Below are 18,884 nucleotides of genomic sequence, written 5' to 3'. Positions count from 1 at the left end.
GTTTACACGATCAGCATTGCATCGCCGAACGAGTAAAAGCGATAGCGCCGCCGCACCGCTTCCCGGTAGGCGTGCATCGTGCGGGCATATCCAGCGAACGCCGCGACGAGCATGAGCAGGGTCGATTTCGGCAGGTGAAAGTTGGTCAAGAGCGCGCCCACGACCTTGAATTCATAGGGCGGGTGTATAAAAAGCGCCGTTTGTCCTTCCCCGGCACGGACCTCGCCGCCCTCCCAGGCGGACTCCAGCGCCCGCACCACGGTGGTCCCCACCGCGACCACCCGCCGGCCCTCCCGCACGGCCCGGTTGACCTGGCTGGCGGTGCTGGCCGGGATGAAAAAGTGCTCCTCGTGCATCCGGTGCGACTCGATGCTCCCCTTGACCGGGCGAAACGTCCCCGGTCCGACGTGCAAAGCCAGTCGGCAGACCTGGACCCCGAGGGCCTCGATGCGCGCGAGGAGCTCGGGAGTGAAGTGAAGACCGGCCGTGGGCGCGGCCACCGAGCCCGGGCGTTTGGCGTAGACCGTCTGATAACGCTCGCTCGGTACCGCCGCTTGGATGTAGGGGGGCAGGGGGGTCTGCCCAATCTGTGCCATCTCCCGCCACACATCGCCTTCAAAACGCAGCTGGCGGGCACCGTCCGGCAAAATCGCCTCGACCCGGGCGGAAAGGCGCTCGGAAAAATGGAGCCAGTCTCCCACCTTCGCCCGCCGCCCGGGACGCACGAGCGTGCTCCAGGTGCCGGGCGCGAGCTCGCGGACGAGCAAGACCTCGAGTTTGGCCCCACTCGCCCTCCGGGCAACCATCCGCGCCGGAATCACCCGGCTCTCGTTGAGCACCACCACGTCGCCAGGGCGCAAAAACGCCGGCAGCTCGTAGACCCGGCGGTCCTCGAGGGCCCCGCTCTTCCGGTCGAGCACCATCATCCGGGCGTGATCCCTCGGCTCCACGCCCGATTGCGCGATGAGCTCACGGGGAAGCGGATAGTCGAAGGCCTCGAGATCGAGCCTGAGCGGCGAGACCACATCCGGTTTCGTTCCTAATCCATCGTTCATTCCACGACATCCAGAGCAAAGCCAAAGTGCATAAGATGGCGCGCCCGGGAGGATTCGAACCCCCGACCTACCGCTTAGAAGGCGGCTGCTCTCTCCGCTGAGCTACGGGCGCAAGTGGAGCAGGGGCGGCAGCGCCGCCCCGGTTCTGGAGCGGGAGACGGGACTCGAACCCGCGACCCTCGGCTTGGAAGGCCGATGCTCTACCAACTGAGCTACTCCCGCGTGGTCGGGGCGGCAGGATTTGAACCTGCGACATCCTGCTCCCAAAGCAGGCGCGCTGCCAGGCTGCGCTACGCCCCGTAAGGGCGGGAAGCCGGAGCTTTGGGCCGTTCCGACTCCCACAATAAACTAGCACGCACGTCCAAAAAGGGTCAACGTCGCTTACATAAAGCGTTTCCGGCGTTTATAAGCCTTCACATCCTTGAACGACTTGCGCTGGCCGGCCTTGGCCACGCCCAGGTAGAACTCTTTGACGTCGGGGTTCGTCTTGAGCTGTTCCGAGGTGCCCTCGAGGACGATCCGCCCCTGTTCCATGATGTAACCGTAGTGGGCCACCTCCAGAGCCACCGCCGCGTTTTGCTCGACCACCAGCACCGTCACCCCTTCTTCGGCATTAATCTTGGCCACGATCTCAAAGATCTCCTTCACCAGGAGCGGTGCCAGACCCAGCGAAGGCTCATCCAGCAGCAAAAGCCTGGGGTGGGCCATTAAAGCCCGACCGATGGCGAGCATCTGTTGCTCGCCGCCCGAGGTGTAACCGGCCAGTTTGTTCCGGAGCTGCCCGAGACGGGGGAAGTAGGCATAGATACGGTCGAGCTCTTCGCGGACTTTGGCGCCACGGCGGGTGATCGCACCAACCCTGAGGTTTTCTTCAACCGTAAGGTGCTTGAATACGTGACGGCCCTCGGGAACCTGAACGATGCCCAGACGAACGATGGCCTCGGGTCCCTGATTTTGAATCGGCGTTCCTTCAAAAGAGATGCGGCCATCGGTGACCTTGCCGTATTCGGGCTTGAGAAGGCCGGAAATCGCCCTCAGGGTCGTGGTCTTGCCCGCCCCGTTGGGACCCAAAAGGGCCGTAATCTGCCCGTCAGGGACCTTAATCGACACGCCCCGGAGCACCTGGATGACGTCGTGGTAGACGACCTCGATGTTGTTGACCTCGAGGAGGACCTTTCGCTCATCGCGCACACCCATCGGATGGCCTGCCTTCCCTTTTTCGCTGGGAGCGGCGAGGTGCCGCTCCCAGCACAGCACGCTTACTTGCCGTAGTGAACCTTCCGGAAGAGCTTGGACTGGAAGGGCTCGGTAATGGGAACGAACTTACCGCCCTCGGCGCGAAGCGCCCGGAGCATATCCACGCCCACGTGATCGTCCTTGCTGTAGGTGACCGGCCCAACCGCGAGCCCCGGATCGAAGGTGAGCCCCAGCAACGCCTGGTGCACGGCCTCGCGACCGGCATCCCCGGTCACCGGCTTCCCGGCTTCGTGCGCCCGGCGGATGGCCTCGATCGCGATGGCGGCGGCCAGCATCCCCGAGGGATAGTGCACGCTCTCCAACGTATCGCTCGGGCGCTTGTAGCGGGTACCGAGTTCGCGCACGAAGGCGGCACCTTTGGTGTTCTCATCGGGCATGAAGTACGAGGTCACCCAGATAAACCCTTCCGCCGCATCCCCAGCCAAGCGCAAGAGGTCCGGGCCACCGGCGTAGTGGGCGCCGGCGTGCTTGATGTTGAGCCCCAAACGCTTGGCATCCTTCACCATGGTGGCCACCGGACCGGCGACGTTCTGATAAACGATGTACTCGACGCCCTCATTGGCAAAGCGCTTCAGCGTCGCCGTGTAGTCAAGGCCCTTGGACATCTCTTGGACCTCGACGATCTCGATGCCAAGCTCTTTGGCCGCCCTTTTGGCATCCTCCACCGGGGCACGCCCAAAGGGAGAGGGGTGCACGGCGAGCGCCACCTTAGCCCCGGGTTTTTCCTTGGCGATGTACTCCAATACGGCGATCACCTGCTCCGAGTAAGAGACGATGGGGAGGAATACGTAGTTGTTGTTCGGCGGATCGATGTTGCCGATATGGTAGGAAGCCGGGATGTAGCTCATGCCCACTTCCTCAATCAGCGGCTTGAGCTGCAAGGTCCCGCCCGTCGAGTAGCCGAGGAAGACCGGGTCACCGCGTTCGATGGCCTCCTCGAAGTTCCGCTGGGTATTGGCGTTGTTGTACTGGTCGTCTCGGACCTCGCAAACGATCTTCAGCCCTCCGGTCAACCCTTCCTCGTTGGCGTACTTGCAATAATCCTCAACACCCTGCGCGTAATACTTCCCCGCATCCGAAGTCGGGCCCGTAATCGCACCCGACCACATGAGATGGACCGTCTGCCCGAATGCCAGACTCGCAGCCAAAGCTGCCATCACGGTGACCAACGTTTTCCTCATCATCCACCTCCCTGCAACACGGCCCGAGGCCGTCGTTGCCTAATACTTGAAAGGCCAGTTCTTGAAGTAGTTGCGAACCAGCCGCCACCAGTTGGCCAGACCCCTGGGTTCGAAGACCAAAAAGAGGACGATCACCAACCCGAAGGTGAGCGGACGCATCGCCGAGGCAATATCCACCCCGGGGAGGCTCATCCCCAGCGCCTTCAGCCAGTTGGCGAAATCCTCCATATTGAGGTCGAGGAGCACCAAGAACGCTGGCCCGAGGAAGCTGCCGACCATGGAACCCAGTCCCCCGACGATCGACATGGCCAAGAGCTCGATGGAAACGTTGAGCATGTAGTCCTCGATGACCACCGCCCGCGAGAGGTAGGCGTAAAGCCCCCCCGCGACCCCGGCGTAAAAAGCGCCCAGGGCAAAGGCGAAGATCTTGGTGAGCCCCGGGTGCATCCCCATGGCGTCCGCGGCCCGGTCGTTGTCGCGCACGGCGACCAACGCCCGCCCGTATTTGGTCCGAAGAAGATTGCGGAAGGCGAAGGCCAGGACGATCAGGACCACGAGGGTCACGTAGTACCAGAAGTAGTAGTGGTTCTTGTACCCGACCTTGTAGCCAGCGAAGACCACCCGAGGCATGGCGATCGCTCCACCTTGCTGCAACAGCGTGGAATGACCGACGCCCCACTCGAAGATGAGCTGGAAGGCCAGGGTGGCGATGGCGAGGTAGAGGTGCTTGATCCTGAGCGAGGGTATCCCCACAATCCCCCCGGCGATCGCCGCGGCCAAGCCACCGAGGGGAACGGTGAGCCAGAAGGGTAAGGCGGGTGCGAGCAAGGCCGCGGTATAGGCCCCGACCCCGACGAAGGCCGCATGACCGATGCTTATGAGCCCGGCGTAGCCGGTCGTGATGTTGAGACCAACAACGGCCAGCGCGTAGACCAGGATCAAATCCACGACGAACATCTGGGGTCGGGACAGGAACATCGGCAGGAGCAGCAGGGCCAAAAGGAGAAGAATCAGGGAGAGCTGCTCCGAATAGGTGGCAAAGATGGTGGTGTCCTGGCGGTAGCTCGTCCGGTAATTTCCCGTCTGCATCCAGGGATTACGCATGTTCCCTCCAAATGACGTGACCGGTAAGGACAAAGCCAGCTCGACTCATACCCGCTCGATCTCCTCGGTACCGAAAAGGCCGTACGGCTTGAACCACAAAACCAGGAGCAGCACCACGAAGGGGAAGACCCCGCCCGTACCCCCGCCGGGGACCAGGGGGTCGAGATAACCGGTGGCCAGGTTCTCCAGGATCCCGATCGCGATCCCGCCGATCACCGCGCCGGGAATGGAATCGAGCCCGCCCAGAATGACCACCGGGAATACCCGGAGTCCGATCGATACCAGGCCCCCGAGGTTGATGCCGCTCACCGTGCCGACGATGAATCCGGCTGCGGCCGCGGTGATCCCCGCCGCCGCCCAGGCGAGGGCGAAGACCTTCTCCACACTCACGCCCAGGCTCATCGCCGCCATCTGGTCGTCAGCCACGGCGCGCATGGCGATTCCGAGCGTCGAGCGCTGAAAAAACCAAGCGAACACCGCGAGAAAGATGAGGGTGAAAAACACCGCCAGGACCTGGGGGTAGCTCACCGAAATTCCGGCGAACTCGATCCCTTTTTGCGGCAGGAAGGGGGGGAAGCTGAAGTTGCCACCCCCGAACGGGGTGAGGTGAATTGCCCCCTCAAGCAGCGAGGCCAGTCCGATGGTCACCATGATGACGCTGATGATGGGCTGCCCCACCAGCGGGCGGAGGAAAACCCGCTCCACGAAGAACCCAAGCACCGCCGTGAGCAGCAGCGAAATCACCAGGGCCAGCCAGATGTTCATACCCAAATAGGCACTCAGCGCGTACACCACGAAGGCCCCCACAGCGATGAACTCCCCTTGGGCAAAGTTGATCACCCGGCTGGCTTTATAAATCAGGACGAAGCCGAGCGCCGCCAGCGCGTAGATCGAGCCAACGACAAGTCCAGAAACCACCAGCTGCACGAAGTAGCTCATCGCACCCTCCTCACGCCACGCCGGCCGTGGCCTTCTCGGCCCGGGGCACCTCGAGGATCTCCACCTCGGTCTCGACTTCCTGCACCGAACCGTCCTGGTACTTGAACACCGCTTTGAGCGACACGCGTTTTTTGTCGGAATACAAGGCCTCGACCAGGTCCTTGTACTTTTCGTGGACGAACTTGCGCCGGACCTTGCCCGTCCGGGTCAACTCATCGTCGTCGGCGTCGAGAAGTTTATAGAGCAAAACCACCCTCCGCAGGCGCAAGCCTTCGGGCAGATCTCGGTTCACCCCCTCGATCTCGGAGACGATGAGCCCCGCCACCTCGGGATTACCCGAAAGGTCCATGTAAGTTGTGTAGGCGATACCCCGTTCCTCCGCCCACTTTCCGACCGTCTGCGGGTCAATGTTGATGAAGGCCGTCAGGTAAGGCCGCTGGTTACCGAAGACCACCGCCTCCTTGATGTAGGGCGAGAACTTGAGCTTGTTCTCGATGAACTGGGGGCTAAACATCTCGCCGGCGGCGGTGTGCATCACGTCGGAAACACGGTCGATGACCACCAGGTGGCCGTCCTCGGTGAGGTAGCCGGCATCACCGGAATGGAGCCAGCCGCCCTCGAGCAGCTCCGCCGTCGCCTCGGGTTTTTTGTAATACCCGGCACACACCGCGTCCGACCTGGAGAGAATCTCGCCGCTTGAGCTGATCTGCACCTCGGTTCCCGGGATCGGCTTGCCCACGGTGTCGTAACGAACATCGCCATCGCGGTGAACGTAGGCGATACCGGTGATCTCGGTCTGGCCGTAAATCTGCTTGAGGTTGACGCCGATGGCGTGGAAAAACCGAAAGACGTCGGGGCCGAGAGCCGCTCCCCCGGTGTAGGCCCGGCGGAGGCGCAGAAAACCCAGGCGGTCTTTGAGCGGCCGGAAGAGCACGGCGTGGGCAAAGGCGTAGGCCAGTCGCAGCCCGATCGGCATCGGCCGGCCCCGCATCCGGTACTCCGCCGCCCGGTAGCCAACCTTGAGCAAGCGCTCATAAACCCAGCGGTTAAAGCGGTACGACTCGCTCATCTGCACCCAGATCCGGCTCTGGATCCCCTCCCAGACCCGCGGAGGGCTGAACATCAGGTGGGGCCCGATCTCCTTGAGGTCGTCCATCGCGGTCTCGACTTCTTCCGGAAAGTTCACGGCAAAACCACCGGTGAGCCCCATGCCGACCGTCATCATCTGCTCGCCGATCCAGGCCAGGGGCAAAAAGGAGAGGTAGTCGTCGGTCGGCTCCACCGGGTCGATCTCCTGAAGCGCGACCCCCATGTGGATCAGGTTCTTGTGGGTGATCATCGCCGCCTTTGGCTTTCCGGTGGTACCCGAGGTCAGGGAGAAGTGGGCCACGTCCTCGGGTCGGCCGGCGGCGAGGCGTTCCTCAAAGGCCTCCGGTGCCTTTTTGAGATGCCCCCGGCCCAGGTCCAAAACTTCCTCGAAGGAAATAAACCAGGGGTCATCGCGATAAGCACGCATCCCCCGGGGATCTTCGTAGATCACCTTGCGAATTTGTGGCAGCTGATCACGGATCTCGAGCAGCTTATCCGCCTGCTCCTGGTCCTCGACCAAGACCATCACCGTATCGGTGTAATCCAGGACATATGCGATCTCCGGGGGCACCGAGGAGGGGTACACGCCCACCGAAATGCCGCCAAGCCCCTGCACCGCGAGCTCGGCGTAGAGCCACTCGGGAATGTTGTCGGCGATGATGGCGAATTTCTCCCCGGGTTCAAACCCCAGCGCGAGCAGACCGTGCGCGAACTCGCGGACCTTGCCATAGTAGGTTTCAAAGGTGACCTCATTCCATATCCCAAAGTCCTTTTCGCGCAGCGCTACCCGCTCGCCTTCCCGCATCGCCCGCTCACGGAGCAGCTGTGGCAAGGTGAAGCGCTTCATCTCGTAGGAAGGCCGCAAGACCTTCATGCCGTCCCTCCCACGTAGGCCTCGAGGACCCTCGGGTTCTTGGCCACCACCTCGGGCGTGCCCTCGGCGATGACCTGTCCGAAATCGAGCACGTAGACCCGATCCGAGATATCCATTACCACCCCCAGGTCGTGCTCGATCAAAACGATGGTGGTCCCCCGCTCGGCACGGATATCGAGGATGAACCGGACCATGTCCTCTTTTTCCTCCAGGGTCATCCCGGCCATCGGCTCGTCGAGGAGCAAGAGCTTCGGCCCCAAGGTCAACGCCCGGGCCACCTCCACCCGTTTCCGCACCCCGTAAGGCAAACTGCCGACCAAGCGCTTCCGGTAAGGCTCGAGTTCCATGAAGTCGATGATCTCCTCGACGTAGGCCCGAGCCTCGACCTCTTCGCTCAAAGCACGGCCATAAAACACGGCGGCGGCGAAGAGCCCGTAGCGGAGATGGGTATGGCGTGCCAGCAACAGGTTCTCGAGCACGGTGAGGCCGGAAAAGAGCTCGATGTTTTGAAAGGCACGCGCGATGCCATAGCGGGTCGCGGTGTGGGGCGAGGCACGGGTGAGGTCGTGGCCCTCGAAGCGGATCACGCCCTCGGTGGGGTGGTAAAAACCCGAGATGCAGTTGAGCAAACTGGTCTTCCCGGCGCCATTGGGACCGATGATCGACACCAGCTCACCCTTCTCGACCGCGATCGATACCCCTGACAACGCCGCCAAGCCTCCAAACACCAACGTGAGGTTCTCAACATCCAACTGGGCCAAGGCCAACCTCCCGAGTTCGCTTTGTGGCGAAGTATATCGTCAGCCGTTTCGGACGTCAACGGATCTCTCACTTGTCGGGGAAAAAACGTTATGTTCTTGCGATCGCGTCGCGTTCTTAGGGCGTTGCCGTCTGCATAAGCATGCGCACCGCCTGCGCCAGGTCACCACCGCGCCCCGCGAGCGAGGTACCGACGAGGACCGCGTCCACCAGGCCGCGAACCGTGGCCAGGTCCTCCGGGCTGGCGTACCCGGACTCCGCCACCAGCACCCCCTCAAACCCCAGGGCCCGGGCCTGCCGCGCCAGGCGGGGTGCGGTGGTGAGATCGACCTCGAGGGTTTTGAGATTCCGGTTGTTGATGCCAACGATCCGGGCACCGGCCTCGAGGGCCAGGGTCAGCTCCACCTCATCGTGGACTTCGACCAGGGCATCGAGCCCGGCCTTTTCGACCTCGCGAAGGTAAGCCCCGGTCAACGGCCCCAAAATCCCCACGATGAGTAAGACCGCCGAGGCCCCGAGCGCCCGGGCTTCCCAGATCTGATCGGGGTGGACAACGAAGTCTTTCCGCAAAAGCGGCAGCCCCGCGACCCGGGCCGCCACGAGATCCTCGTTGCGGCCCCCGAAGTATTCCGGCTCGGTGAGCACGCTGATGGCCCTGGCACCCCCCCGGGCGTAGGCCTCGGCGGTCGCCCGGGGGTCCAGATCGGCGATCGTCCCCGCCGAGGGACTTTTGCGCTTAATCTCGGCGATCAGGCTGAGCCCGGCCTGTCGCAGCGCGCGCTCGAAGGAAGGCGGCGGCGCCTCGGGCCGGAGCCCGGTGGCGGGGCGCGAGGCGAGGACCTGGCGGAGTCGCTGCCGGGCGATTCTTCCTAAAACCCCCGGCACCTCCTCCAGCTGCGGGATCATGCCCCCACTATAACGAAAGGAAATCCTCCACCGAAAGATCGATCCCGAGCGCCTCCCGGACGAACGCCGCCAGCCGGTGGCCGAGGAATCGCTCGGGCCCCACGACCCGTTCAACGTAGGCCGAGACCTCGTTCGTCAGCGGCGCCAGGGCGAGCAGGACGTGATACGGGGCAAGGATCTCAAGCGGCAGCCGTCCGCCGCCGTAGATCACCACATCCACCGTCCTGGCCAGCGCCCGCGCCTCCGGCACGCTGGGCACGACGCGCCCCCGCTGCGCCGCTGGCAACGCCCGCACGAAGGCCTCACCCGCGGGAAGGTCGGGGCTCAGAACGTCCAGCCGCCCCACGCTTCGCAATCCGGCAGCGAGCCCCGGAATTCCAGGGCCAACCCAAAGCGCTCTCAATCCGGCAAAGCCAATTTCGGAGAGCAGGGCCTCGAGGGCCCCCGGGGCGAGGTAGGCCCCCCGGAGGCCCGCCCACTCGCAAAAGAGTGCGTCGACCCGCCCCGCTTCCCGGGCCTCGGGCTCCAGGCGGGGCAGGGACTGGGCCAGGGTCAAAGCCCACTCACCGTCGCCCACCCAGGCGCCGGCAAACCCCAGCGGGCAAAGGCCTAAAAGCGCCTTCTCCACCTGCTCGGGACGCACCGGCAGCACGCACACCTCGCGGGGGCGCAGCGCCTCGGAGAGCGCTCGGGCCCCATCCCCCTCGCCGGGCGCGAAGCAGGCGAGCGCTCTCATTCGAGACCGGCTCCCTCGTCGTCGTCGCTGCGGAAGGCAAAGCTCATCTGGGGGCTCGTACGGTGCCACACCGGTCGCCCGTCGGCGGTGACCAGGATGATGCCGCCCTCGCCACCCAGCGCTTTGGCCAGGGCCAACGCTTCATTGAGGGCGTCCTCGGGCGCCAGGTGCCGGAGCGCACTCACCGAGCGGTAGGTCACGAGCGCCCGGGCCAAAAACTCCCCTTCCCCGGTGGCGCTCGCCGCCCCGAGGCCCTTTTCGGCGTAGGTCCCGGCCCCGACCAGCGGTGTGTCGCCGATCCGCCCCACGCGCTTGTCCACGATGCCACCGGTCGAGGTCGCCGCCGCCAGCCGCCCCTGGCCATCGAGCGCCACCGCACCCACGGTGCCCGACGTCTTGAGGCCTTTCTTTCGGGCTTCACGCCAACGCGCCAAAGCCCGCTCGGTTACCAAAAGGGACGGGGGGTGATGGGGAATGCCACGTTCCCGGGCAAACACACTCGCCCCCTCGCCGCAGAGCAGAATGTGCTCCGAATTCATCACCTCGCGCGCGAGCTCGATGGGGTTTTTGACGTCGCGCACCGCGGCCACCCCGCCAAAGGCCAGGGTCTCGCCGTCCATCACCGCGGCGTCGAGCTCGGCCGCCCCCGCGCGGTTCAGAGCCGCCCCGGTGCCGGCGTTGAAGACCGGGTCGTCTTCCATCACCTTCACCGCCGCCACCACCGCATCCATCGCCGAACCGCCTTGACGGAGCACCCGCCAGCCCTCATCCCTCGCACGCTGAACGCCCTCGAGCACCGCCTCCCGCAACGCATCGGGCACACGCCCGGCACCGCCGTGTACCAAAATGACCATCAAAACACCTCCATGACGAACCCCATAGCAAAACGTGTAAAGTTCACACTCGTTCCCTGGTAGTAAGCAACTTCCCAATACGGCCGGTACCCCCGCGCGGGCAGGGCCACCCCGGCCAGGAAGACGGCGTAGGCCTGCCGCCCCAGCTCAATACGGTAAACGCCCCCGCCATCGCTCGCGGTCACGCCGATCGCCGCGCCAAATCCAAGGTAAGGCGAGACCATCGGCATCGATGCTGGAAGGATGACCACCCCCTCGGCCAAAATGCCTCCCGGCGACCCGAGGAGCAATCCGGCGCGGAGTTCGAGCCCGGGGACCTCGAGCCTCCCGCCGAGCTGGGCCATGAACTGATCGCTCCCCGCGCTGGGGACGCCGACCGAAAAGTCCAGACCGCCGGCGCGGGCCACCAAGCTGAAACCGAGGAAGAAGGCGAGGAGCCACCTCATGTTCACCATTCTCCCGAAAAACCTCCCACCTTGCCGCCAGCGATCGGCGCATCGCATCCTTTTCCCAACCTCCTTACGCGCGAACGAGTCTTTCAGACACACCGAGGCTCGACTGGCACTCGTTTGCCTTTTTTCCGGGGCCCCGCCATGGCTTTCGCCACGGTGGGGCACTTAGAAACCGACGATCTCGCGCGCCGCGCGCAAGATCTTCCCGACCTCTTCCTCACTGGGGCCTTCGGCGTAGATTCGCAACACCGGTTCGGTCCCCGAGGGCCGGAAGAGCACCCAGGCATCCTCGCCGAGGTGCCATTTGAAACCGTCAAGGTCCTCGACCTCACTCACGCGCCGGCCGGCGAGGGGGCGGGGATCGGCCAGGCGGGCCATCGCCTCGTCCCTCGCCGCCACGTCGGGCAAATGCAGATCCAGACGGTCGAAGGCGTGCTTGAAGCCGATCTCGGCCTCGATCTCCGCGAACTGAACATCCAGGGGCTTTCCGGTGTGGACCACCGACTCCAGCAGCAACAGGGCGTTGAAGATCCCGTCGCGTTCGGGCAGGTGATCGCGAACACCGATGCCCCCAGACTCCTCACCGCCGATCAGGACGTCGCCCTGTAAAAACGCCTCGGTGATGTACTTGAAACCGACGGGCGTGGTCTTCACCTCAAGCCCGAGCTTTTCCGCCAAGAGATCGATAACCTTGGAGACGGAAAAGGTCTTGACCACCCGGCCCCGGTAGCCCTTGCGGTAGAGGTGTTTGAGCAAAATGGCGAAGATCTGATGACTGTTGAAGTAGCGTCCCCCCGCCAGCACCACCCCGATACGGTCGGCATCGCCATCGGTCACCGCGGCAAACGCGGGCCCCGCCTCCGAGCGCATCACCGCCATCAGCGTCTGCAAATTGCGGGGAATGGGCTCGGGGTTCACGCCGTAAAAGAGCGGGTGGGGCACGGCGTGAAGGTCGCGGACCTCTACCCCGAGCCCCTGACGGCGCGCGAAGTCGGAGATCCATCCGCCGCCGGCGCCGCCCATGGCGTCGTGGTAGAGCACACCCCGAGAGCCACGCAGGGCCTCGAGGTCAAGCCGAGCTGCGATGTGCTCGTAGTAGGCCTTGCGCACGTCGAAGCGCTCGAGCGCCTCGCGGGCCTCCGCCTTTAGCAAGGGAGGCTTCGCGTCCAAACGGGATTCGACCTCGGCCACGATGTCGGGGGTCGCCGAGCCCCCGTAAGGCCCCTTGATCTTGAATCCGTTGTACTCAGGCGGGTTGTGGCTGGCGGTGATCATCACCCCACCCCCGGCCTCGAAGTGCCGCACCGCGAACGAGGTGACCGGGGTGGGCACGAGGCGTTTGGCCAGCTTCACCGAAAGGCCGTTCGAAGCCAGGACCAAAGCGGCCCGCTCGGCAAACATGCCGGAGAGAAAGCGGCCGTCAAACCCGACCACCACCGAGTTCGCCCCCCGATCGCGGAGGGCCCCGGCGTAGGCCTCGGCCACCCGGGCCACGTTATCGAAGGTGAAGTTGTCGGCGATCACGTCGCGCCACCCGTCGGTACCAAAGCGGATCGTCGCCATGCCCCTATCCTAAAGAAGCCGGCTGGCAAATTGGGGACGGTTGACCTAAGCTCAAGAACGTGCGGTCACGCGAGCGGGCCACGACCGAGGGCCGACTGCCCCCCACGCTGCCCTTTGGCAGGGCTTGGCTTTCCAAGCGACTGGCCAGCGAGCGCCCCGCCCCCCGGGGTCAGGTGGCCTCGGCGCTCACCGCCTTCCTCCACCGGCTCGGGGCCCCAAAAGCGAGCCTCGAGGCGGCCAGGGCGCTGGCGCACCCTCAAAGCCGCGCCGTGGTCACCGGACAACAGGCCGGACTCCTCGGAGGGCCGGCGCTCACCTTCTACAAAGCCCACACCGCGATCTCGCTGGCCAAGGCCCACCACAGCCCAAAGCGGCCGGTGGTGGCGATCTTCTGGGTGGCGTCGCAGGATCACGACACCGAAGAGGTGGCCTCGACGACACTGGTTGGCTTTGACGAAGAACCGCGCACGCTGCACCTGGCGCTGCCCCCCGCGCGGCCGGTGGGGAAAATTCCCTTCGCGCCCTACGCCGCCCAGATCGAGGCCTTCCTCAAAACGACCGGCTTTGCCTTCGAAGTGGGGACGGTGGCCGAAGTCGTCGGGGCCCTCGAGGGCGCCCGCACCTACTCGGAGGCCTTCTGCCGCCTCATGCTGCGCTACCTGGGTCCGCGGGGGCTCATTGTGCTCGATCCCATGGCCCCCGAGCTGGCGCCGCTTTTTACCCCGGTCATCGAGCACGAGCTCGAGGATCCGCTGGCCTCGAGCGAGGCCATCAACCGGGCAGGGCGAAGCCTCCGGGCGCTCGGTTTCAAGCCCGGCCTCGGCCGCGGCCAGGGGGCGACCAATGTTTTCCTCGAGGGCGACGACGGCATCCGGCGGCTCCTCCGCTACCAGGCGGGTACGTTCAGCGATGGCCAAAAGCGCTACCAAAAGCGTGACCTCCTCGAGATCCTAAGGTCCGACCCCACCCGCCTGACCCCGGCCGCCGGGCTCCGTCCGGTGGCTCAGGACAGCGTGCTGCCAACCGCGGGGCTGGTGGTCGGGCCGGGCGAGCTGGCCTACGTCGCCCTGCTCCCCGAGGTCTACCGGCTCCACCGGCTCGAGATGCCCGCCGTGCTCGAGCGGCTCTCGGCGCTGGTCCTCGAACCCCCTATCCAGCGAATCCTGGACAGTTACGGCCTCGACCCGTGGGATTTCGTCCAGAGCCCGAAGAGCGCCATGACCCGCGCGCTCGGTGAAACCCAGGCCACCGCCCGGAAAATTCGCGACTCGCTGGCCCGCATCGAGCAGGAATTCGAGGACCTGTTGCTCGCCGTTATGGCGCTCGACCCTACGCTCAAGCGGGCCGCACTCCGGAGCCGAGAGCGAGTGCGCGGCGAACTCACCCGCCTCAAAGACAAAGTGGCCCGGAACGAGCTTTTGAAAAACGAAGTGGTTCGCGGCCATTTCTCACGGCTCTGCCGGCACCTCGTGCCCGAAGGGAAGGTCCAGGAAACGATCGTCCCCTACCTCAACTACGTCCTCAAACACGGCCACTCGGCCATGCGTCAGCTGGAAAAAGCCCCCGATCAAGGCCGGGCCAACATTGTCATCGGCAGCGAAGAAGGTGAATCGCATGAACGAATTGCCCATCGAAGTCTTTGATTTTCACGCCCATCTCCCCTACCGCGGGAGCAGCCTCTGGGGAGGCTGGGGGAAGAGGTTCGCCCGCAGGTTTGGCGAGGCGAAACTGCGACTTTGGGCCGAAAAGAACGCCGAGGCGCAAAAGGCCTGGTGGCGGGCCTACGGCTTTCCCTTTCCCGAACGGCCGCAGCCACCGCCCGAGCAGTGCGCCGCGCATTACGCCAGAGAAGTCGAGACCCTGGGGCTTTTGGGAATGGTCTTCGTCACCGGCGGTGGCAACGAGACCCTGGCCGGGGCGCTCGCGCCTCACCGCAAGCTCTTCGGGTTCGCCCACCACGACCCTTTTTTGCCCGACGCGGCTCAAAAACTGGAAGAAGCGGTGGTGCAGCTGGGGCTCGTCGGCTACAAGGTCTTCGCCCCGGCACTCAGCGGTTCCATCGCCGATCCGGCGCTCGATCCGGTTTGGGAAACCGCGGAGCGGCTCGGCATCCCGGTGCTGATCCACTTCGGCCCCCTGGCCGGGGCCATGGGGGTGGCCGCCGGTGAAAACATCAACCCTCTGGTCCTGCACGACGTCGCCAAGGGGTTTCCCAGGCTCAAGTTCATCATTCCCCACTTCGGCTGCGGATACACCCGCGAACTTCTGCACCTCATGTGGGCGGCCGACAACGTCTATGTCGATACCTCGGGCAACAACGAATGGCGTCGGTACCAGTGGCCGGTGCCCACCATCAAGGATCTCTTCCAGGCCTTTTACGAAGTCTTCGGCGCCGAGCGGATCGTCTTCGGCACCGACAGCTCTCACCTCCCCCGGGGCTGGGTCAGGGCCTACTTCCAAGAGCAGTTCCGAGCGACGAACGAGCTCGGCCTGGCCGAGGATGAGATGCGAGCGATCTTCTCCGGAAACGCCCTGCGTCTCCTGAACCTCAAGCCGGAAACGCTCAAGGCAGGGGGTTCGCTCGCCGGGGCCGGGGAACGGTAGACTCCATTACGCGATGGACGATCTGCTCGCTTCGCTCAACGACGAACAACGACGCGTTGTCCTCCACCACCTCGGCCCGGCCCTGGTGGTCGCCGGGGCCGGCTCTGGGAAAACGCGCACCGTGGTCCACCGGATCGCCTACCTGATCGCCGAGCGCGGGGTTCACCCGGCGGAGATCCTGGCCGTCACTTTTACCAACAAAGCCGCTCAGGAAATGCGGGAGCGGCTTGAAGCGATGATCGGCCGGGCGGCGAGCGAGCTCTGGGTGGCCACCTTCCACGCCGCCGCGCTCAGGATTCTCCGCGTCTACGGCAACCGGATCGGCCTACCGAGCGGCTTCCCGGTTTACGACGACGATGATCAGCTCTCGCTCATCAAAGCGATCCTTGCCGATCTCGGCCTCGAGGCCCGGCCCACCGCCGTCCGCAGCTGGATCGACCGCGTCAAATCGAGCATGGCCGGCAGCAACACGACCCGCTGGGTCGAGGCCCTGCCCGAGTGGGTGGCCGGCCTCCACCGGGAACGCTTCGCCGAGGTCTTCAGCGCCTACCAAGGCCGGTTGAAGGCACTGGGGGCGGTCGATTTCTCCGATTTGCTCCTCCGCACCATCGAACTCTTCCAAAGCAACCCCGAGGCGCTTCGCCGGGTGCAGAGCCGGGCACGCTTCATCCACGTCGACGAGTACCAGGACACCAACCCCGCCCAGTACCGGCTCACCCGCTTGCTCGCCGGCGAAGCGGCCAACCTCATGGTGGTCGGCGACCCCGACCAGTCGATCTACGCCTTCCGGAGCGCCGACCTCCGGAACATCCTTCGCTTTACCGAAGACTACCCGGGCGCCACCGTCTATCGGCTGGAAACCAACTACCGCTCAAGCGCCGCGATCCTCAAAGTCGCCAACGCGGTCATCGAAAAAAACGAAGCCCGACTCGAGAAGGTGCTCAGGCCCTCGAAGAGCGAAGGCGAACCGGTGCGCCTTTTCGCGGCCTACGATCACCGAGACGAAGCCGAGTTCGTGGCCAGCGAAGCCAAATCCCTGTTGGTGCGCTATCGCCCGGGCGAAATCGCTGTCCTCTACCGGACCAACGCGCAGTCGCGGGTTTTGGAAGAGGCGTTCAGACGCGAAAACGTCCCCGCCAAGGTGGTGGGTGGGGTCGGGTTCTTCTCGCGCAAGGAGATCAAGGACGTCCTCGCCTACGCCCGCGCCGCGCTCAATCCCCGCGACGACGTGGCCATGAAGCGCATCATCAACACCCCGCCGCGGGGTCTGGGGGCGAAAAGCCTGGAAAAGATCGAAGCTCAGGCGAAAGAGAACGGCCTTGGGTTCCACGCCGCCTTGCGCCTGGCGACGACGATCCTGGCACCCCGCCAGGCCCAGGCGGTCCGCGGCTTTATTGAACTCCTGGACACCCTGGCGGAGCAGGCGGATAAACTCGGGCCACGGGCCTTTTTTGAGCTGGTGCTCTCGGAAAGCGGTTATAAGCAGGCCTTGGCCCTCGAGGCCAGCGGCAAGGAGCGGCTGGAAAACCTCGAGGAGCTGCTCCGCGCCGCCGGCGAGTGGGAGGAGGCCCAAGGTGGCACGGTGGCCGAGTTCCTCGACGAGATCTCGCTCACCGCACGCGCCGAGGAACCGGGGGGCCCAGAGGGCGACGCCGTCAGCCTGATGACGCTCCACAACGCCAAGGGTCTCGAGTTCCCGGTCGTCTTTTTGGTGGGGGTCGAGGAGGGACTCTTGCCCCACCGTTCGAGCACGACCCTGGAAGCCCTGGAGGAAGAACGACGGCTGTTCTACGTCGGGGTCACCCGGGCCATGGAACGCCTCTACCTCTCCTACGCCCGCGAGCGCGAAACCTACGGCCGGCGGGAGAAGACCCAAAAGAGCCGCTTCATCGAAGAGATCCCGGCCGGGCTGCTCCAGCCGGTCCACACCGCCAGCGCCCCTCCCCCAGCCCCGAAGTCACCCCGGCCGACGGCGAGCAGCCACGCCACGTTCAAGGGCGGCGAGCGGGTCAGGCACCCCCGGTTCGGCGTGGGGGTCGTGGTCGCGGCCAGGGGCGAGGGCGCCCGGGCCGAGGTCACGGTTCACTTTGACGGGGTCGGTCTCAAGAAGCTTTTGGTGAAGTACGCCGGGCTCGAACGTCTACCGGGGCCTCGAGGTAGCGACGGCCCCAGCGCTCGATCGCGGCGATAACCGCATCAAGGTCCCGCCCGGCTTCGGTGAGCCGGTAACGGGTCCGAGGCGGCATGCTGGAGAGCACTTCCTTTTCCACCACGCCGATCTCCACCAACTGCTCCAGGCGCTGCGCCAGCGTGGTGGGGTTGACGCCTCCAACCGCCCGGGCCAGCTCGTTGAACCCTTTCGGGCCGGCGAGGAGGGCACGGACGATGTGCAGCGTCCACTTGCCTTGCAGCACGTTGATGGCTTCGTAAACGGGGCAAAATGCCCGATCCTCGGTCACTTCTGTATTCTACCACGACCAAGTGATATGTGTTTCATAGCACTTGACAAAATGTAGCCTTAGAAATAGGGTGTCCTTTGGAGGTGAGAGCATGAAGATCAAGGTCACCGCGCTGGAAAACGGCCCCTACCTGGTCCCAACCGGGGGGAAGTACGCGCTCAACGGCGAGGAGAAGGAAGGCAAACAGGTCGCGCTTTGCCGCTGCGGCCATTCCAAAAATAAGCCCTTCTGCGACGGGGCCCACAAAGAGGCCGGATTTACGGCCCCGGCGGCCGAGATCGAAATCGAGGTCGAATAACAAACGGGCAGCAAAGCATCACGCGCACCCCACTCGGCGGTGCGCGCGCTTTGCTGCGGGACTCGGGCCGTCATTACAGGCGGGGTTCGCTCTTTCGAACATCAACCACGGTTTCGCCCGCGGCCTTCAGCCGCTCCGGGACGTCCTCAGCCCCGTCGCCGGTGACGCGCATGACGATCCGGCGCAAGCCACCGTGCATTCCCGCCGTGGCCACCGAAACGATGTTCGCCGGCGGAACCGCCTGCGCCGCCCTGGCCAGCGCACCGGGGCGGTCGGGGGTATCGAAGGTAATCCGGAGCCCTCCTTCCTTCAGCCCCATGACCTCGATGAAGGATTTGAGCACATCGGTGATGGTGATGATGCCGACCAGGCGGCCGCCCTCGAGGACAGGCAGACCGCCAATTTTATACTCTTCCATTAAAAGAGCCGCTTCCTCCAGGGGCTCGTCAACCCCCACCGTGATCACCGGCTTGGCCATCACCTCACTGACGGTGAGCTTGGACAGGAGGTAGTTGAGCTCCCACACCGAGAGGGTGGTCGCCTTTGACGGCATGGCGTCTTTCAGGTCCTTATCGGTAACGATCCCCACCAAGCGACCGTTTTCGACCACGGGCAGGCGTCGGAACCCCTTCTCCTTCAAATGGCGCATGGCTTCGAGAACCGGCGTATCCGGTCGGATCGTCACCGGATCCGGCGTCATCCACTCACGAACCAGCATTCTCCACCTCCACGGAACGATTATAGTCATGGGTTT

General features: G+C 64.6%; 18 protein-coding genes and 3 tRNA genes. 4 read left to right on the top strand and 17 right to left on the bottom strand.

Annotation, left to right across the window (positions count from 1 at the left end; all coding sequences use genetic code 11):
• Positions 1-2 precede the first annotated feature (2 nt).
• The 15 genes from queA to ACZ5BT_RS10435 all read right to left on the bottom strand — a co-directional run bounded on the left by queA (position 3) and on the right by ACZ5BT_RS10435 (position 12,769).
• Complete coding sequence (queA, locus tag ACZ5BT_RS10505) at positions 3-1,055, bottom strand: tRNA preQ1(34) S-adenosylmethionine ribosyltransferase-isomerase QueA (RefSeq protein WP_464884537.1); 1,053 nt, start codon at positions 1,053-1,055, stop codon at positions 3-5.
• Between the two features lie 36 nt (positions 1,056-1,091).
• A tRNA-Arg gene (locus ACZ5BT_RS10500) sits at positions 1,092-1,167 on the bottom strand.
• A gap of 34 nt (positions 1,168-1,201) precedes the next feature.
• A tRNA-Gly gene (locus ACZ5BT_RS10495) sits at positions 1,202-1,277 on the bottom strand.
• 1 nt (position 1,278) lies between these two features.
• Positions 1,279-1,355: transfer RNA gene (locus ACZ5BT_RS10490), tRNA-Pro, on the bottom strand.
• Positions 1,356-1,436: 81 nt separating this feature from the next.
• Positions 1,437-2,252: an ABC transporter ATP-binding protein gene (locus tag ACZ5BT_RS10485; RefSeq protein WP_464884536.1), complete on the bottom strand. Its 816-nt coding sequence runs from the start codon at positions 2,250-2,252 to the stop codon at positions 1,437-1,439.
• Positions 2,253-2,314: 62 nt separating this feature from the next.
• A complete protein-coding gene (locus ACZ5BT_RS10480) occupies positions 2,315-3,493 on the bottom strand; it encodes an ABC transporter substrate-binding protein (protein WP_464885821.1) in 1,179 nt (392 codons plus the stop codon).
• A 39-nt stretch (positions 3,494-3,532) separates the two neighbouring features.
• Positions 3,533-4,597, bottom strand: a complete 1,065-nt coding sequence (locus tag ACZ5BT_RS10475) for a branched-chain amino acid ABC transporter permease (RefSeq protein WP_464884535.1) — start codon at positions 4,595-4,597, stop codon at positions 3,533-3,535.
• A 45-nt stretch (positions 4,598-4,642) separates the two neighbouring features.
• On the bottom strand, positions 4,643-5,536 hold the full coding sequence (locus ACZ5BT_RS10470) for a branched-chain amino acid ABC transporter permease (protein WP_464884534.1): 894 nt from the start codon (positions 5,534-5,536) through the stop codon (positions 4,643-4,645).
• Positions 5,537-5,546: 10 nt separating this feature from the next.
• Positions 5,547-7,499 carry an AMP-binding protein gene (locus ACZ5BT_RS10465; protein WP_464884533.1) on the bottom strand — a complete coding sequence of 651 codons (1,953 nt, stop codon included), beginning with the start codon at positions 7,497-7,499 and terminating at the stop codon, positions 5,547-5,549.
• Positions 7,496-8,260: an ABC transporter ATP-binding protein gene (locus tag ACZ5BT_RS10460; protein WP_464884532.1), complete on the bottom strand. Its 765-nt coding sequence runs from the start codon at positions 8,258-8,260 to the stop codon at positions 7,496-7,498. The genes ACZ5BT_RS10465 and ACZ5BT_RS10460 overlap by 4 nt, the downstream gene beginning before the upstream one ends.
• A 115-nt stretch (positions 8,261-8,375) precedes the next feature.
• Positions 8,376-9,164 (bottom strand): indole-3-glycerol phosphate synthase TrpC, encoded by a 789-nt coding sequence (gene trpC, locus ACZ5BT_RS10455; RefSeq protein ID WP_464884531.1) that lies wholly within the window; start codon positions 9,162-9,164, stop codon positions 8,376-8,378.
• Positions 9,165-9,171: 7 nt separating this feature from the next.
• A complete protein-coding gene (locus tag ACZ5BT_RS10450; RefSeq protein WP_464884530.1) occupies positions 9,172-9,900 on the bottom strand; it encodes a hypothetical protein in 729 nt (242 codons plus the stop codon).
• Entirely contained in the window at positions 9,897-10,754 is an 858-nt protein-coding gene (locus ACZ5BT_RS10445; RefSeq protein WP_464884529.1) for an isoaspartyl peptidase/L-asparaginase family protein, read from the bottom strand. The genes ACZ5BT_RS10450 and ACZ5BT_RS10445 overlap by 4 nt, the downstream gene beginning before the upstream one ends.
• Entirely contained in the window at positions 10,754-11,200 is a 447-nt protein-coding gene (locus ACZ5BT_RS10440; protein WP_464884528.1) for a hypothetical protein, read from the bottom strand. Before ACZ5BT_RS10440 ends, ACZ5BT_RS10445 begins: the two co-directional genes overlap by 1 nt.
• A 171-nt stretch (positions 11,201-11,371) precedes the next feature.
• Positions 11,372-12,769, bottom strand: a complete 1,398-nt coding sequence (locus tag ACZ5BT_RS10435; protein WP_464884527.1) for a phosphoglucomutase/phosphomannomutase family protein — start codon at positions 12,767-12,769, stop codon at positions 11,372-11,374.
• Positions 12,770-12,828: 59 nt separating this feature from the next.
• Between ACZ5BT_RS10435 and bshC the strand changes: the two genes are divergently transcribed.
• From bshC to ACZ5BT_RS10420, 3 genes are read left to right on the top strand one after another with little or no spacing between them, the layout of a single operon-like run.
• Positions 12,829-14,412, top strand: a complete 1,584-nt coding sequence (gene bshC / locus ACZ5BT_RS10430; RefSeq protein WP_464884526.1) for a bacillithiol biosynthesis cysteine-adding enzyme BshC — start codon at positions 12,829-12,831, stop codon at positions 14,410-14,412.
• A complete protein-coding gene (locus ACZ5BT_RS10425; protein WP_464884525.1) occupies positions 14,384-15,373 on the top strand; it encodes an amidohydrolase family protein in 990 nt (329 codons plus the stop codon). The genes bshC and ACZ5BT_RS10425 overlap by 29 nt, the downstream gene beginning before the upstream one ends.
• Positions 15,374-15,386: 13 nt before the next feature.
• The gene (locus ACZ5BT_RS10420; RefSeq protein WP_464884524.1) at positions 15,387-17,564 is read left to right on the top strand and encodes an ATP-dependent helicase; all 2,178 of its coding nucleotides are present in this window, start codon (positions 15,387-15,389) and stop codon (positions 17,562-17,564) included.
• Here the strand turns inward: ACZ5BT_RS10420 and ACZ5BT_RS10415 are convergent.
• Positions 17,476-17,832 carry a winged helix-turn-helix transcriptional regulator gene (locus ACZ5BT_RS10415; RefSeq protein ID WP_464884523.1) on the bottom strand — a complete coding sequence of 119 codons (357 nt, stop codon included), beginning with the start codon at positions 17,830-17,832 and terminating at the stop codon, positions 17,476-17,478. The two genes, ACZ5BT_RS10420 and ACZ5BT_RS10415, sit on opposite strands and share 89 nt — an antisense overlap.
• Positions 17,833-17,923: 91 nt before the next feature.
• On the opposite strand from ACZ5BT_RS10415, the gene ACZ5BT_RS10410 reads away from it, so the two are divergent.
• Positions 17,924-18,130 (top strand): CDGSH iron-sulfur domain-containing protein, encoded by a 207-nt coding sequence (locus tag ACZ5BT_RS10410; RefSeq protein ID WP_464884522.1) that lies wholly within the window; start codon positions 17,924-17,926, stop codon positions 18,128-18,130.
• Positions 18,131-18,203: 73 nt separating this feature from the next.
• Here ACZ5BT_RS10410 and ACZ5BT_RS10405 read toward each other — a convergent pair whose 3' ends face one another.
• The gene (locus ACZ5BT_RS10405; RefSeq protein WP_464884521.1) at positions 18,204-18,848 is read right to left on the bottom strand and encodes a CBS and ACT domain-containing protein; all 645 of its coding nucleotides are present in this window, start codon (positions 18,846-18,848) and stop codon (positions 18,204-18,206) included.
• Positions 18,849-18,884: the final 36 nt, after the last annotated feature.

The sequence above is a fragment of the Vulcanithermus mediatlanticus genome (genome assembly GCF_055385885.1).
This window is presented reverse-complemented; position numbering and strand designations above follow the sequence as displayed.